General features: G+C 45.5%; 14 protein-coding genes. 12 read left to right on the forward strand and 2 right to left on the reverse strand.

Annotated elements, in window-relative coordinates:
* The first annotated feature begins 23 nt into the window (after positions 1–23).
* The 8 genes from oadA (at position 24) to luxS (ending at position 10266) form a co-directional block, all read left to right on the forward strand.
* Positions 24–1811: a sodium-extruding oxaloacetate decarboxylase subunit alpha gene (gene oadA / locus L0991_00350; protein ID XGB62537.1), complete on the forward strand. Its 1788-nt coding sequence runs from the start codon at positions 24–26 to the stop codon at positions 1809–1811.
* Between the two features lie 9 nt (positions 1812–1820).
* Positions 1821–2951: a sodium ion-translocating decarboxylase subunit beta gene (locus tag L0991_00355; protein XGB62538.1), complete on the forward strand. Its 1131-nt coding sequence runs from the start codon at positions 1821–1823 to the stop codon at positions 2949–2951.
* Between the two features lie 153 nt (positions 2952–3104).
* Positions 3105–4058, forward strand: a complete 954-nt coding sequence (locus L0991_00360) for an NADP-dependent oxidoreductase (protein XGB62539.1) — start codon at positions 3105–3107, stop codon at positions 4056–4058.
* Between the two features lie 6 nt (positions 4059–4064).
* The gene (locus L0991_00365; GenBank protein ID XGB62540.1) at positions 4065–4526 is read left to right on the forward strand and encodes a DedA family protein; all 462 of its coding nucleotides are present in this window, start codon (positions 4065–4067) and stop codon (positions 4524–4526) included.
* Between the two features lie 9 nt (positions 4527–4535).
* Positions 4536–7394, forward strand: coding sequence for an insulinase family protein (locus L0991_00370; GenBank protein XGB62541.1), 2859 nt, complete (start codon positions 4536–4538; stop codon positions 7392–7394).
* Between the two features lie 99 nt (positions 7395–7493).
* Positions 7494–9062 (forward strand): glutamate--cysteine ligase, encoded by a 1569-nt coding sequence (gshA, locus tag L0991_00375; protein XGB62542.1) that lies wholly within the window; start codon positions 7494–7496, stop codon positions 9060–9062.
* A 10-nt stretch (positions 9063–9072) separates the two neighbouring features.
* Entirely contained in the window at positions 9073–9723 is a 651-nt protein-coding gene (locus L0991_00380; protein ID XGB62543.1) for a hypothetical protein, read from the forward strand.
* 24 nt (positions 9724–9747) lie between these two features.
* Positions 9748–10266 (forward strand): S-ribosylhomocysteine lyase, encoded by a 519-nt coding sequence (gene luxS / locus L0991_00385; GenBank protein ID XGB62544.1) that lies wholly within the window; start codon positions 9748–9750, stop codon positions 10264–10266.
* Positions 10267–10374: 108 nt separating this feature from the next.
* Here the strand turns inward: luxS and L0991_00390 are convergent, their stop codons facing one another.
* The gene (locus L0991_00390) at positions 10375–11646 is read right to left on the reverse strand and encodes a CNNM domain-containing protein (protein ID XGB62545.1); all 1272 of its coding nucleotides are present in this window, start codon (positions 11644–11646) and stop codon (positions 10375–10377) included.
* A gap of 127 nt (positions 11647–11773) precedes the next feature.
* Complete coding sequence (locus L0991_00395; GenBank protein XGB63826.1) at positions 11774–12568, reverse strand: inner membrane protein YpjD; 795 nt, start codon at positions 12566–12568, stop codon at positions 11774–11776.
* Between the two features lie 200 nt (positions 12569–12768).
* Here L0991_00395 and ffh point away from each other — a divergent pair, with 200 nt between their 5' ends.
* From ffh to trmD, 4 genes are all read left to right on the forward strand, one after another.
* Positions 12769–14154, forward strand: a complete 1386-nt coding sequence (ffh, locus tag L0991_00400) for a signal recognition particle protein (protein XGB62546.1) — start codon at positions 12769–12771, stop codon at positions 14152–14154.
* A 219-nt stretch (positions 14155–14373) separates the two neighbouring features.
* On the forward strand, positions 14374–14622 hold the full coding sequence (gene rpsP / locus L0991_00405) for a 30S ribosomal protein S16 (GenBank protein ID XGB62547.1): 249 nt from the start codon (positions 14374–14376) through the stop codon (positions 14620–14622).
* A gap of 24 nt (positions 14623–14646) precedes the next feature.
* Positions 14647–15201: a ribosome maturation factor RimM gene (rimM, locus tag L0991_00410; GenBank protein ID XGB62548.1), complete on the forward strand. Its 555-nt coding sequence runs from the start codon at positions 14647–14649 to the stop codon at positions 15199–15201.
* Between the two features lie 27 nt (positions 15202–15228).
* Positions 15229–15969 (forward strand): tRNA (guanosine(37)-N1)-methyltransferase TrmD, encoded by a 741-nt coding sequence (gene trmD, locus L0991_00415; GenBank protein ID XGB62549.1) that lies wholly within the window; start codon positions 15229–15231, stop codon positions 15967–15969.
* The last annotated feature ends 26 nt before the right edge of the window (positions 15970–15995 follow it).

Raw genomic sequence — 15995 nt, forward strand, 5'->3', positions numbered from 1 at the left:
GGATTAAAAAGGAGTTTATGAGCATGTCTAAACCACTAGCTATCACAGACGTGGTACTTCGTGACGCCCATCAGTCACTATTTGCTACTCGTATGCGTATCGAAGATATGCTGCCAATAGCGGCAGAACTGGATAAAGTCGGTTACTGGTCACTTGAGACTTGGGGCGGTGCGACGTTTGATTCGTGTATTCGTTTTCTTGGAGAGGATCCATGGGAGCGTCTACGTGAACTAAAGAAAGCGATGCCAAACACACCAATGCAGATGCTACTGCGTGGTCAAAACCTGTTGGGTTACCGCCACTACGCGGATGACGTAGTTGAAAAATTTGTTGAACGTGCCCATAAGAACGGCATGGACGTATTCCGTATTTTTGATGCGATGAATGATGTACGTAACTTTGAGAAAGCGGTGAAAGCAACGATTGATGTTGGCGGTCACGCTCAAGGTACTTTGTCTTACACAACCAGCCCTGTCCACAACTCAGATACTTGGGTTGATCTGGCTAAGCGTCTAGAAGACCTAGGTTGTCATTCATTATGTATCAAAGATATGTCAGGTTTATTAAAGCCTTACGAAGCTGAAGAGTTAATTACACGCATCAAAGCGTCGTGTGACGTTCCTCTAGCACTGCATAGCCACGCGACAACGGGTCTTTCTACAGCAACAGCCGTTAAAGCAGTTGAAGCGGGTATCGATATTCTAGATACCGCTATCTCTTCAATGAGCTGTACTTACGGTCACACACCAACAGAAACGGTTGTGGCGATGCTAGAAGGTACTGAGCGTGATACTAATCTTAAGCTGGATCAGATTGAGCCAATCGCTTCTTACTTCCGTGATGTTCGTAAAAAGTACGCGAAATGGGAAGGCCAACTAAAAGGCGTTGATTCTCGTATCTTGATTGCTCAGGTTCCTGGCGGCATGTTGACTAACATGGAAGGCCAGTTAAAAGAGCAAGGCGCTGCAGATCGTATGGATGAGGTGCTTGAAGAGATCCCACGCGTACGTAAAGAGCTTGGCTACATTCCTTTGGTAACGCCAACTTCTCAAATCGTTGGTACTCAAGCGGTTATTAACGTACTAACGGGTGAGCGCTACAAGAGCATCACTAAAGAAACAGCAGGTCTATTGAAAGGCGAATACGGTCAAGCTCCAGCTGAAGTGGATGCGGAACTGCAAGCTAAAGTATTGGATGGTGCGGAAGCGATCACTTGTCGCCCTGCAGATCTGCTGAAGTCTGAAATGGATGAGCTAACGACTGATTTGCTAGAAAAAGCAAAAGCAGAAGGTATCTCTCTAGCGGAAGATACGGTAGATGATGTACTGACTTACGCACTGTTCCCACAAGTGGGTCTTAAGTTCCTTAAGAACCGTCGTAATCCTGAAGCATTTGAACCAGCGCCAACAGCAGAAGCAGCGGCTCCTGTGGCAGCGGCGGCACCCGCTCCTGTATCTGGTGGTATCGAGAGCTACAGCGTGAAGGTGGATGGTCAAGTTTATGATGTAGAAGTTGGCCCACAAGGTGAACTGACATCAGTAGCACCATCAGCAAAACCAGCTCAAGCGGCACAAGCTGCGCCTGTAGCGGCATCTGACGCTGAAGCGGTTCCTGCTCCTCTTGCGGGTAACATCTTTAAAGTGAATGTTCAGGCTGGCGCTGAAGTGGCTGAAGGCGACGTTCTGCTTATTCTAGAAGCGATGAAGATGGAAACGGAAGTTCGTGCTGCTCGTGGTGGTATCGTTCAAGAACTGAATGTTAAAGAAGGCGATGCAGTTACTGTAGGCGCTCCACTACTAAGCCTAGCGTAAGGGAGTACCATGGAAGGATTGATGACCTTATGGTCTGAAACAGGGATTGCTAACTTCGAGTTCGGCCAGATCTGTATGATGCTGGTCGGTTGCTTGCTGTTGTTTTTGGCAATCCGCAAAGGATTTGAACCTTTACTGCTGCTACCTATTGGTTTTGGTGCTGTATTGGCTAATATCCCAAATGCTGGATTTACTGATCCGGGCGGTTTGCTGTATTACGTCTACTACATTGGTATCGAAACGGGCATTTTCCCACTGCTGATCTTTATGGGTGTGGGCGCGATGACGGATTTTGGTGCGTTGATCGCTAACCCTAAAACCTTGTGGTTAGGTGCAGCTGCTCAGTTTGGTATTTTCGCAACACTATTTGGTGCGATCTTGCTGAACTACATTCCAGGCATGGAATTTACCATGGCAGATGCTTCTTCAATCGCAATCATTGGTGGTGCAGATGGTCCAACCGCTATCTTCTTAGCGAGTAAGCTCTCTCCTGATCTGTTAGGTGCGATTGCCGTAGCTGCATACAGCTACATGGCTTTAGTGCCTATTATTCAGCCGCCAATCATGAAGGCGTTAACGTCTCCAGAAGAGCGCAAAATTAAGATGGCTCAGCTTCGTCACGTAAGTAAAGGTGAGAAGATCCTTTTCCCACTTGCAGTATTATTGATGACGATTTTGTTCCTACCTTCAGCAACTCCACTGGTTGGTATGTTCTGTTTAGGTAACTTAATGCGTGAAGCAGGCGTAGTTGACCGTCTATCTAAGACTGCACAAAACGAACTGATCAACGTTGTGACCATCTTCCTTGGCTTGGGCGTAGGTTCTAAGCTTCAAGCAGATACCTTCTTGAACTTAGAAACGCTAGGTATTCTTGGTTTAGGTGCGGTGGCGTTCAGTATCGGTACAGCAGGTGGTGTGTTGATGGCGAAGCTATTAAACCGTTTCTCGAAAGAGGACATCAACCCACTGATCGGTGCTGCTGGTGTATCAGCGGTTCCAATGGCGGCTCGTGTTGTGAACAAGGTTGGTCTTGAGGCGAACCCTCAGAACTTCTTGTTGATGCACGCAATGGGGCCGAACGTAGCAGGTGTACTAGGTAGTGCGGTTGCGGCTGGTATTCTATTAGCGCTCGTCGGCTAATGGATAGCTAGGTCATGTATCGTTACGTTAATTGGTCGTCAATTTACGAATGAGCGGTTAACTTAGCCTTATTAAATGGTTTATAGTCGAAGGGATGCTTGTGCATCCCTTTCTTTTATTCGTTAGGTTTTAACTAATTAGGGACGTGTTTAAATGGAAAATAGACAGATAGCGATTACCGAGTTTGGTGGGGTGGAAAACCTTGTACTTCAAACCAGTGCAATACCAGAGCCTAAAGCGGGCGAAGTAGTGGTTAAGGTCTCTTTTTCCGGCGTCAATCCGATAGATGTTAAAACTCGTGCAGGGCTCGGTTGGGCGGCTGCACAAAACAAAGATAACCTACCTTGGGTACCAGGCTACGATATTGCGGGGCAAGTGGTTACGCTAGGCGAACAGGCTGAGCGCTTTACTGTTGGTGATAATGTGGCGGGCTTTATCGGCTTCCCATTGCAAGGCGGGGGCTACAGTCAATATGTGTGTGTACCTGAAACTGCGCTGAGCATCATTCCTAACTCTGTAACGTTGGAAGCGGCAGCGGCTCTCCCTCTAGCTAGCCAAACGGCGGCACAAGCGCTCAATAAAGCGGAAGTGAAAGAGGGTGATCGCGTACTTATCTTAGCGGGTGCGGGCGGCGTTGGACACATTGCCGTTCAAATTGCCGTTGCAGCCAAAGCTGAGGTTTACACCACTTGTAGTGAAGCAAACCTAGATTACCTAGCAACGCTAGGTGCCCATGCTATTAACTATAAATTTGCTCCAGCGTCTGAACGAGTGTCGGATGTCGACGTGCTGATTGATTTGGTAGGTGGCGATACGGCGCTTGATGCGTTGAAGTGCTTGAAGGATGGCGCAAGAGTGGTTACCGTTCCGACCCTATCGGCAGAGTTAATCTGCGAGAAGGCAAAACTTTTAGGTTTCACAGCATCAGGTATGTTGGTGGAACCTAACCCAGAGCAAATGGATACCATGCTTTATATGGTGAGTGTTGGATTGCTAAAAACAGAAATTCAAGGTATTTACCCGCTGGAAGAGGCACAGTCGGCTCATCTGCAGGTAGAAACCGGACACACCAGAGGCAAGGTACTGCTTAAGATGCAAGAAGGTTAATATGCAGTGCTAGAGTTCTTTAATTCTCTTTTCGAAAATATAGCGCTGTGGTTCTCTGATTCAGCGCTATGGGTCTTATTTATCAGTGGCTTCTTGAGTGCCACCTTGTTGCCCGGGGGCTCTGAAGCGAGCCTTGTCGCAGCATTGAGCTTAGATCAATTCTCAACATCGTCGATCATTCTGATAGCGACACTCGGTAACACCTTAGGTGGCCTCACCAACTATTGGATTGGTTTGTGGTTGCCTAATCGAACTCAATCAGAAAAGCATGGTCATAAGGCTATGACTTGGCTAAGCCGTTATGGTTACTGGACTTTACTATTCAGTTGGTTGCCCGTTATCGGTGATCCTTTGTGTCTAGCTGCTGGTTGGCTGAGAATGAAATTCATCCCTAGCGTTATCTTGATTGCGATTGGCAAAGCTGTTCGCTATAGCTTACTTGCTGCTATCTATTTCGGTTTTTTCTAAGGAGAACCTATGAAAAAGGTTTTACTTGGTACATTTTCTCTTGTCGCCATTGCCGGCTGTTCTTACAATGTACCTAGCTCAACATCCTTCTTTTCCTCATTACCAGAAGGTGTCACTCTTTTAGAAGAGGTTAAGCCCTCTAAAGATAAAGTGGTGATCCCTTACACTAAATATCAATTGGATAATGGCTTAACCGTTATTCTTTCTCCTGATGATTCCGATCCATTGGTGCATGTGGATGTGACTTACCATGTCGGTTCTGCACGTGAAGAGATAGGCAAGTCAGGCTTTGCGCATTTCTTCGAGCATATGATGTTCCAAGGTTCTGAGAATGTTGGCGATCAGCAGCACTTCAAGATCATTACAGAAGCGGGTGGTTCGTTAAACGGTACCACTAACCGCGATCGTACTAACTACTTTGAGACGGTTCCCTCAAACCAGCTTGAGAAAATGTTGTGGTTAGAATCAGATCGAATGGGCTTCTTATTAGATGCGGTTTCTCAGAAGAAATTCGAAGTACAAAGAGGCACGGTTAAAAACGAACGTGCTCAAAGCTATGAAAACCGTCCTTATGGTCTGATGTGGGAGCGAATGGGTGAAGCGCTTTACCCTGAAGGACACCCATATTCATGGCAACCAATTGGCTATGTCGAAGATCTCGACCGCGTCGATGTGAATGACCTCAAGGCATTCTTCCTGCGTTGGTACGGCCCAAATAATGCGGTACTGACAATCGGTGGTGATATCGATGTCGACGATACGCTTGAGTGGGTTAATAAATACTTTGGTCCGATTCCGAAAGGTCCAGAGGTTGAGCCTGCTGAGAAACAACCTGCGGTACTGACGGAAGATAAGTACATCACCCTAGAAGATAACATTCGTCAGCCAATGGTACTGGTTGGTTGGCCGACGACTTATCGCGGTGAAGAGACCCAAGCGTCACTGAATGCACTGTCTAACGTTTTAGGTTCCGGTACTAACAGTTACCTTTACCAAAACTTAGTGAAGACACAAAAAGCAGTAAGTGCAGGCTCATTCCATGATTGTGCTGAGTTGGCATGTACCATGTATGTTTATGCGATGGGTAACTCTGGTAAAAAAGGTGACTTAACGGCTCTCAACAAAGAGTTAATGGATACCTTAGATAAGTTCTCGAAAGAGGGTGTTCAACAAGAGCGCCTAGACCAGATTACCGGAATGGCCGAAGCGGATGCGGTTTTTGCACTGCAAAGTGTTAAGGGTAAAGTGTCGCAATTGGCATCTAACCAAACTTTCTATGGTCAGCCTGACCGTATAGAGTCTCAGCTGGATCAAATCCGTGCCGTCACACCTGAAAGCGTGAGCAAGGCCTACCAAGATTTCATCGAAGGTAAGCATAAGGTGACTTTGAGTGTGGTTCCGAAAAAACAGCTTGATTTAGCCGTTCGAGAAGCAACATTTACCACGCCACCACGTACTTTGCCTGATTACAGTAAAGTAACGGAAGACCAGTTGAATTTCAGAAGAGCAACGGACACCTTTGATCGCAGTGTGATGCCTGAGGTGACCTTTGGTGTCGAAGCGACAATGCCAGAGCTGTATCGCATGCACTTTGCAAATGGTACTGATTTGATTGGTACTGAAACCAGCGAAACGCCAACGGTACAAATGCAAATCCAACTGCCTGCAGGTGAGCGTTATGTGCGTAAAGGACAAGAGGGCTTAGCAAACCTAACTGCCGCTCTGATGGAAGAAGGCTCTACTAAGCGAACGGTTGAAGAGCTACAGGCGACCCTAGATAAGTTGGGTAGCAGCGTGAGCATCAGTGCTGGTAGCTACACCACAGATATTTCAATTTCTACGCTAGAGAAAAACCTTCCTCAAACCTTAGCGATCGTGCAAGAAGTTTTACTTGAGCCTAAGTTCGATGAGCAAGATTTCGAACGCGTTAAGAAACAGATGCTAGAAGGGGTGGTATACCAGCATCAACAACCAAGCTGGATGGCATCTCAAGCAACCCGTGAAGTGCTGTTTGGCGACAGTATTTTTGCTCGTGCAAGTGATGGTACTAAAGACTCTCTAGAATCGTTAACTCTGGACGATGTAAAACAGTTTTACAGTCAACACTATACTCCAGAGGGAGCTAATATTGTTATTGTAGGGGACATCTCGAAGAAAGAGGTTGGAAAGCAGCTACAATTCTTTGAGAAGTGGCAAGGCGAGGCGGCACCGTTGACACGCCCACAGATCGTCAAAGACCTGACTGAGCAGCGTTTATATTTAGTTGATAAGCCAGGTGCGCCTCAAAGTATCGTTCGTTTAGTTCGTAAAGGTCTGCCTTTTGATGCTACGGGTGAGTTGTACAAGAGCCAATTGGCTAACTTTAACCTAGCGGGTAACTTTAATAGCCGTATCAACCAGAACCTACGCGAAGACAAAGCATACACTTATGGTGCGAGCGGTTACTTTGCCAGTACTCGTGAAACGGGCGCGGTAGTATTTAGCGCACAGGTAAGAGCTAACGCGACAGTGCCATCGATTCAAGAGTTTATTAATGAACTGAATGAGTTTAGCCAAAGTGGATTAACTGACGAAGAGGTGAAATTTATGCGCCTTGCCGTCGGTCAACAAGATGCACTCAAATACGAAACACCAAGTCAGAAAGCTGGATTGTTGAGTAATATTGTTGCATTGAGCCTTGATGAAGATTACCTACAACAGCGTAATCAGATAGTTGAGACGGTCTCAAAAGAGACATTGAATGAACTATCGAAAAAATGGTTCGACCCGAATGATTATCAAATAATTGTGGTTGGTGATGCGGCTTCGCTTCGCCCGCAATTAGAAAAGTTAGATATTCCAATAGAAGAGCTTGAAATCATTCGTTAGAGTACACATTAAAGGGGGAGGGAAGAGACTCTACTTTTCTCCTCCAACCTAATTTATGATAGTTCTAATCAGAACGATATAAGATAAGTGAACTGAATTTTGACTGATTTTGCTGCGCGACTAAAGCAAGTTGCAACCAACCCTAAGACCTTCTCTCAATTTGGTCGTGGCGTTGAAAGGGAAACATTACGCTACACGGAAGATGGGCACCTTGCTACTGGGCCGCACCCTAAGGCCTTAGGATCTGCGTTGATGAACGAGTGGGTAACGACTGATTTCTCTGAGTCGCTACTGGAATTTATCACACCTGTTTCAAATGACGTTCCTACTCTTTTGAATCAGTTGTCTGATATTCATCATTTCACACAAACCAAGTTAGACGGTGAAAAACTGTGGCCGCTCTCTATGCCTTGTTATGTTGGTAGCGAAGACTACATTCAGCTTGCGCAATACGGCACATCTAACAACGGTAAGATGAAAACGTTATATCGTGAGGGCCTAAAACGCCGTTACGGTAGCTTGATGCAGATTATCTCTGGTGTTCACTTTAACTTTTCTTTCCCTGAAAGCTTCTGGGATAGCTTGTTTGGTGAACAAACAGAACAAGAGCGTAGTGACGCAAAATCAGATGCTTACTTCGGTTTGATCCGTAACTACTACCGTTTTGGTTGGTTAATCCCATATTTCTTCGGTGCTTCGCCAGCATTGTGTTCATCTTTCATCAAAGGAAGAGAAACGAACCTACCTTTTGAAAAGGTTGGCGAGACACTGTATCTACCAAAAGCAACAGCGCTTCGTCTGAGTGATCTTGGTTACACTAACAGTGCGCAAAGCGTATTGAAGATTGGCTTTAACAGCCTAGAGCAGTACCTTGAAGGCTTGAATCAAGCGATTCGTACTCCATCAGAAGAGTTTGCTGAAATTGGCGTTAAGGTTGATGGCGAATATCGTCAGCTTAATAGCAACGTACTACAAATTGAGAATGAGCTTTACGCACCTATCCGTCCTAAGCGTGTGGCTAAGAGTGGTGAGAAACCATCTGAAGCGCTGGCTCGTGGCGGTGTTGAGTACATCGAGGTTCGCTCTCTAGACGTAAACCCATTCAGCTCAATCGGTATCACTGAGCAACAAGTTCGCTTCTTAGATCTATTCCTAACTTGGAGTGTTCTAACTGATTCTGCTGAGATGGATAACTGTGAGCTTGAATGTTGGCGCGATAACTGGAACAAGGTGATCCTAGAAGGTCGTCAAGTCGGTCTAGAGCTGCAAATTGGTTGTCACGGTGAGCGCTTATCTCTGCAAGATTGGGCGAAGCGCGTGTTCAAAGATCTACGCTCAATTGCTGAGATGATGGATGCTGAACAAGGCGGTCAAGCTTACCAAGAAACCTGCGATACGCTTGAAGCTTGGATTGATAACCCAGAGCTAACCATTTCTGGCCAATTGCTAGATGAGACTAAAAAACTAGGTGGCTTAGGTAAAGTTGGCTGTGCGCTAGGTAAAACGTACGCACAACAGCACAAAGCACACCAATACAAAGTGTATTCAGCTGAGCTGATGGAAGCAGAGGTTCAACGCTCTGTGATTGCTCAGCAACAAAGTGAAGAAGCGAGCACTCAAGATTTTGACAGCTTCTTAGCGGATTATTTTTCGTATTTAAAAGCATAGCGAGACGTTGGTGGAAAGGAAGCAAGCCTTATTAGGTAAGCCTACTCGTGCGAGTAGTAAATGGTTACCAGTAGTCACTGTCGGTGTTGTCTCTAGCCTTTTGGTTGGTTGTGCAACACCACCGCCGAAACAGCAAGATAACCTATGTAGCATCTTCAGAGAGCATCCATCATGGTACGAAGATGCCTTAGATATGCAAGAAGAGTGGGGTACTCCCATCAACGTAGCGATGGCTTTTGTAAAACAAGAGAGTAGCTTTCGTCATGATGCGCGCCCACCAAAAGATTACATCCTTGGGTTTATTCCTTGGGGCCGCGTAAGCAGCGCTTATGGTTATGCTCAAGCTCAGGACCCAGCTTGGGAAGACTTCCAAAAAGCGACCAATAATGGCGGTTCAAGAACCAACTTTGATGATGCGCTGATGTTTATAGGCTGGTACACCAGCGAAACGCGTCGTCAACTCGGTATCTCGCTGTGGGACCCATATAACCAGTACTTGGCTTACCATGAAGGCCGCGGTGGTTATAAGCGTAAATCGTATAACAGCAAACCATCTTTAATTAAGGTGGCTCGTAAAGTCGAACAGCAAGCAAAAGATTATGGCTGGCAACTGAAACAGTGCCGCAAAGAACTAGAAGACAATCGAAGTTGGTTTTTCTAAAGCCAACCGTCACGGAGAATAGCAATGCCTTTATTAGATAGTTTTACTGTAGATCACACTCGTATGAACGCACCGGCAGTTCGTGTTGCGAAAACAATGCAAACTCCAAAAGGAGATACCATCACGGTATTTGACCTGCGTTTTACGGCACCAAACAAAGATATCCTATCTGAGAAAGGTATCCACACTCTAGAGCACCTATACGCTGGTTTCATGCGTGCTCAACTGAACGGTTCAGACGTAGAGATCATCGATATTTCTCCTATGGGCTGTCGTACTGGTTTCTACATGAGCCTGATCGGTACACCTTCAGAGCTGCAAGTTGCTGATGCTTGGTTAGCGGCAATGCAAGACGTGCTAAAAGTTGAGAGCCAGAACAAGATCCCTGAGTTGAACGAATACCAATGTGGTACTGCGGCAATGCACTCTTTAGATGAAGCGAAAGAGATCGCGAATGCCATCATCACTGCTGGTATCTCAGTAAACAAGAACGACGAGCTAGCGCTGCCAGAGTCGATGCTTAAAGAGCTTAAAGTCGATTAATCATTTGAGTTGATTCTCGATGAGTAAGATATCAAAAGGCCCGGTTCATTGAACCGGGCCTTTTGATATCTTACTTAGCAGGTCAATAGCGAGTACTATCTGAACCTGTTATCCATTTACGATTTGTGGAAACACACGTACTAGTTTGATGCGGTTCTCTTCTAGTTCCACAATCTCCATTGGATGGCTAGCCACTTGAACGCTTAGGTGACTCTCTGGAATGTCTTCAAGATGTTCTAGTATCAAACCATTCAACGTTCTTGGGCCATCGGTTGGTAGTGCCCACTGCAACCCTTTATTGATATCACGAATGTTTGCACTGCCTTCAATCAGGAAGCTGCCATCGCTCTGCGGTGTGATTTCATCAGACAAACTTGGCGCAATTGAAGTGGTAAACTCACCGACAATCTCTTCTAGAATATCTTCTAATGTAACCAAACCATTGATATCACCGTATTCATCAACGATTAGACCGATACGCTGTTTGTTGCGTTGGAATTTTAGTAGTTGAATGTTGAGTGGTGTTGCTTCAGGAATGAAGTAGATTTCGTCCGCGGCACGCAGCAGAGTCTCTTTGTTGAATTCGTTCTTTTCAAGCATCAAGCGATACGCTTCGCGCAGTCTCAGCATACCAACCACTTCATCAATTTGGTCACGATAAAGAACAACTCTGCCATGAGGGGAGTGGGTCAGTTGGCGGACGATAGATTTCCAATCATCATTAATGTCGATACCGGTAATCTCGTTACGAGGCACCATGATGTCGTTCACCGTAACATGCTCTAAATCTAGAATAGACACCAACATATCTTGGTGACGTTGAGGTATTAGGTTACCCGCTTCATTAACTACAGTTCTTAGCTCTTCAGAACTTAAATGATCGGTTGCGTCGTGGCTGGCTTTGACACCCAGAATACGAATAAAGCCATTGGTAATGAAGTTCACTAAGATCACCAGTGGTGACAGTATCTTCATCAGAATCATTAGTAAGATGCTGCTGGCGTAAGACACACGTTCAGGAAACAGAGAGGCGATAGTTTTTGGGGTTACCTCGGCGAATACGAGGATCACGAGTGTCAGGGTACCGGTTGCGACAGCCACACCGATGTCCCCGTAGATACGCATACCAAGAATGGTTGCGATCGCAGAAGCGAGAATGTTGACAAGGTTGTTACCGATGAGAATGAGGCCTATCAACCTGTCGGGGCGGTTCAGAAGTTTTTCTACGCGTTTTGCACCTTTATGACCCGTGTTGGCCAAGTGCTTTAAACGGTAGCGGTTCAAGGACATCATGCCCGTTTCGGAACCAGAGAAATAACCAGAAATTACAATGAGACACGCGAGTAGCGCAAATAAGATACCCGTTGATATGTCGTCCAAAACTATTCTTTTCCTATTTGTGTATCTTGATTAATTTATGACCGAACATGGTCGAGATGTCAATTGAATCTATCTGACTCAATATTTTAAAGGCAAGGTATGCCTGACCTTGCCTTTAATTTGGGTGTTATCTCAGGATGATTTCCTGAACGAAGCGACTACCGAAGTAGGCTAATGTGAGCATGCTGGCACCTGCAAGGGCGAACCAAGTCACCTTCTGACCACGCCAACCTTTTTGGTAATGACCCCACAGAAGAATGGAGTAGATAATCCAAGCAATAAAAGACAACACGGCTTTGTGTGCTTTACCTTGAGCAAACATGTCTTGTACGAAGATGAAGCCAGTCAACAAGGTACCCGTTAATAAGCCATTACCGATTAGGATTATCTTGAAAAGTTGTCTTTCGACCATCATTAATGGAGGTAGGTTAGGGTTGATAACCAGTGCTTTCTTCTTTTTAAGTTTGTGATCTAGCCACGCAAGTTGTAGTGCGTATAGAGCACCAATAGTGAGCGTCGCGTAAGAGAACAGCGCCAAAGAGATGTGCATCAGCAGTTTTGGATCATTCTCTAAATGTTTGATGAAGGTGCTTGGAAGAAACGTTGCCGCCATCAAGTTAAGTGCTGCAAAGCTATAAACGACAGGAAGAATGAACCACAGTCGGGTTTTGAGCATAGCACCGCTCATCACTAGAGAAATGATTAAACTGATCAGTGAAGCAACGTTTAAGATACTGAGGTTTTGACCACTGGCATTAAAGATTAAATCGCCAAGCAACCAAGCATGGAAAGCTAGAGCAAGTAATGCGCTGATAAACACCGTTTTTACACGGATTCCTGTTTGGTGCACGAGACCTGGAATGATCGTGGAAATCGCCATTGTATAAAGAAAGGCTGCTGCGATCGCAATAAGACTGTCCATGGTATCCATTAAAATGATTACTAATTGGCGAATTATACCTTGCATCGCTCTTTGGGGCTATGGTGAACCTCACTCAATTCCAAGTGAACACCGTCTCACGTCACAAGCGTGGATCATTAACGCTCTACAACGGGTATGACTCTAATCCACGCTAATGTATACTCAACTTAATAATCGCAGGATTGAGCGAAGAGAAAACTATGTTTGATAATTTAACGGATCGTCTATCCAAAACGCTGAAGAATATCAGCGGTAAAGGTCGTCTGACCGAAGACAATATTAAAGATACGCTACGTGAAGTGCGTATGGCGCTTCTTGAAGCTGACGTGGCACTGCCAGTTGTCCGCGATTTTGTTAAGCGCGTAAAAGAAGGCGCTGTGGGTGTTGAGGTTTCTAAATCTCTAACACCTGGCCAAGAATTCATTAAGATCGTTCAAGCTGAACTTGAAGCGGTAATGGGTGAGTCTAATGAAGCACTTAACCTAGCTGCGCAGCCGCCAGCGGTTATCTTAATGGCTGGTCTACAAGGTGCGGGTAAAACCACATCGGTAGGTAAGCTATCTAAGTTGCTGACAGAGCGTGACAAGAAGAAAGTATTGGTTGTGTCTGCCGACGTTTACCGTCCTGCGGCGATCAAACAACTTGAAACGTTAGCTAGCGATGTTGGCGTTGACTTCTTCCCATCTTCGGCTGATCAGAAGCCGATTGATATTGCTAACGCTGCAATCGACCACGCGAAGAAGAAATTCTACGACGTGTTGCTTGTCGATACCGCAGGTCGTTTGGCGATTGATGAAGAGATGATGGGCGAGATCCAAGAGCTTCATACTGCAATCAACCCAGTTGAAACTCTATTCGTTGTTGATGCTATGACAGGTCAAGATGCGGCGAATACGGCAAAAGCCTTTGGTGATGCTCTTCCACTAACCGGTGTTATCTTAACAAAAGTTGATGGTGATGCGCGTGGTGGTGCAGCGCTGTCTGTTCGTCATATCACAGGTAAGCCAATCAAATTCTTAGGTGTTGGTGAGAAAACTGACGCACTAGAACCATTCCACCCTGATCGTGTTGCTTCTCGTATCTTAGGTATGGGTGACGTTCTGTCGCTTATTGAAGACCTACAGAAAAACGTTGATACCGAGAAAGCTGAGAAACTGGCTAAGAAGTTCAAAGAGAAGAAAGGTTTTGACCTTGAAGACTTCCGTGAACAGCTAGGTCAAATGCAAAACATGGGCGGCATGATGGGCATGATGGATAAGCTTCCAGGCATGTCTCAGCTACCAGACAACGTGAAAGATAAAGTTGATGACAAGATGTTCAAGCAGATGGAAGCGATCATCAACTCTATGACCATGAAAGAGCGTCAACGTCCTGAGCTAATTAAAGGCTCACGTAAAAAACGTATTGCCGCTGGTTCAGGTACGCAAGTACAAGATGTAAACCGCATGCTTAAGCAGTTCACCCAAATGCAGAAGATGATGAAGAAAATGCAGAAAGGTGGCATGAAAGGCATGATGCGTAACATGCAAGGTATGATGGGCGGCATGGGTGGTATGGGCGGCGGCTTCAACCCGTTCGGCCGATAATCGCCTAATGTAACCTGCAGCACCTTTACTTTTCATAGTGTTATCTGTGTCACAGAAAGAATACAGGCACTATGTTGGTGAAAAAATAGCTAAACCCCTTGCATTGCCCCGGAATAAGAGTAAAATTCCGGGGCTTTAATTTGGCACGAGACCCCAAGCTGTTTAGTGATAAATGGTTATTGGGGTTAATTATTTTATTAAGAAAGCAAAGAGGACGACATGGTAACCATTCGTTTGGCACGTCACGGCGCTAAGAAGCGTCCATTCTATCAAATCGTAGTTGCGGATAGCCGTAACGCTGCAACTGGCCGTTTCATCGAGAAAGTAGGTTTCTTTAACCCTACTGCTCAAGGTCAAGAAGAAGGTCTACGTCTAGACCTAGATCGCGTTAACCACTGGGTTGGTCAAGGCGCATCTCTATCTGATCGTGTAGCTAAGCTAGTTAAAGACGCTCAAAAAGCGGCTTAATTCTTTTTTTAAGAGAAATAGCTTATGTCGATGAAGGGTAAAGAAACGATGAGCAAGCAAGACGAAAAAATTGTTATGGGCAAGTTTGGTGCTACCTATGGCATTCGTGGCTGGCTTAAAGTTTTTTCCTACACAGACAACGCTGAAAGCATATTTGATTACTCTCCTTGGTACGTTAACCAAAAGGGGAAGTGGGTTGAATTCAAAGTAGAAAGCTGGAAGCGCCATAACAAAGGTATGGTGTGTAAGCTGGAAGGTTTTGAGGTTCGCGAGGACGCTCATCTACTGACTAACTTTGAAATCGCAATAGACCCTGCTTCATTACCTGAATTGTCAGAAGAGGAATTCTACTGGCGTGAATTGTTTGGTATGCAAGTTGTAACCACTAAAGGTTACGATCTAGGTGTCGTTACCGACATGCTAGAGACTGGCTCAAACGATGTTCTAGTAATCAAAGCAAATCTTAAGGATGCTTTCGGACAAAAGGAACGGTTAGTACCGTACCTTGAAGAGCAAGTGATCAAGAAAGTTGATCGCGAAGCTCAACGGATCGAAGTTGACTGGGATCCTGGATTCTAACTTTAAAATCATAGAGCGAGAGAACACATGTGGGTTGGCGTAATTAGCCTATTTCCTGAAATGTTCCGTTCAGTTACTGATTTTGGAGTAACGGGTCAAGCGGTAAAGAAAGGTCTTTTATCTATTGAGACATGGAATCCTCGCGATTTCACTCATGATAAACATCGCACTGTTGATGACAGACCTTACGGTGGTGGTCCTGGCATGTTAATGATGGTTCAGCCTTTGCGCGACGCTATCCAAACTGCCAAACAAGCATCACCGGGAAAGACGAAAGTTATCTACCTTTCACCTCAAGGTCGTAAACTCGACCAGAAAGGTGTTGAAGAGCTGGCAACAAACGAGAATTTACTTCTTATTTGTGGTCGCTACGAAGGGGTAGATGAGCGCATCATTCAATCTGAAGTCGACGAAGAATGGTCGATTGGAGATTTCGTGATGACGGGTGGTGAACTGCCAGCCATGACGCTGATTGATTCAGTCTCTCGGTTTGTACCGGGTGTACTTGGAGATTTCGCATCAGCAGAAGAAGATTCTTTTGCAAATGGTTTGCTAGATTGCCCTCACTATACGCGCCCTGAGGTGCTAGACGACAAAGAGGTACCTTCGGTACTCAAGTCTGGAAACCATAAGGACATTCGTCGCTGGCGATTAAAACAATCGTTGGGCCGAACTTGGCTAAGAAGACCAGAACTCCTGGAAAACCTAGCTCTGACTGACGAACAGGAACAATTACTGGCTGAATTCATTAAAGAGCAACGCTCTTAACGAAAAGCAAGCAGTAACCTATTAAA

The sequence above is a fragment of the Vibrio chagasii genome, from assembly GCA_041879415.1.
Classification (GTDB): domain Bacteria; phylum Pseudomonadota; class Gammaproteobacteria; order Enterobacterales; family Vibrionaceae; genus Vibrio.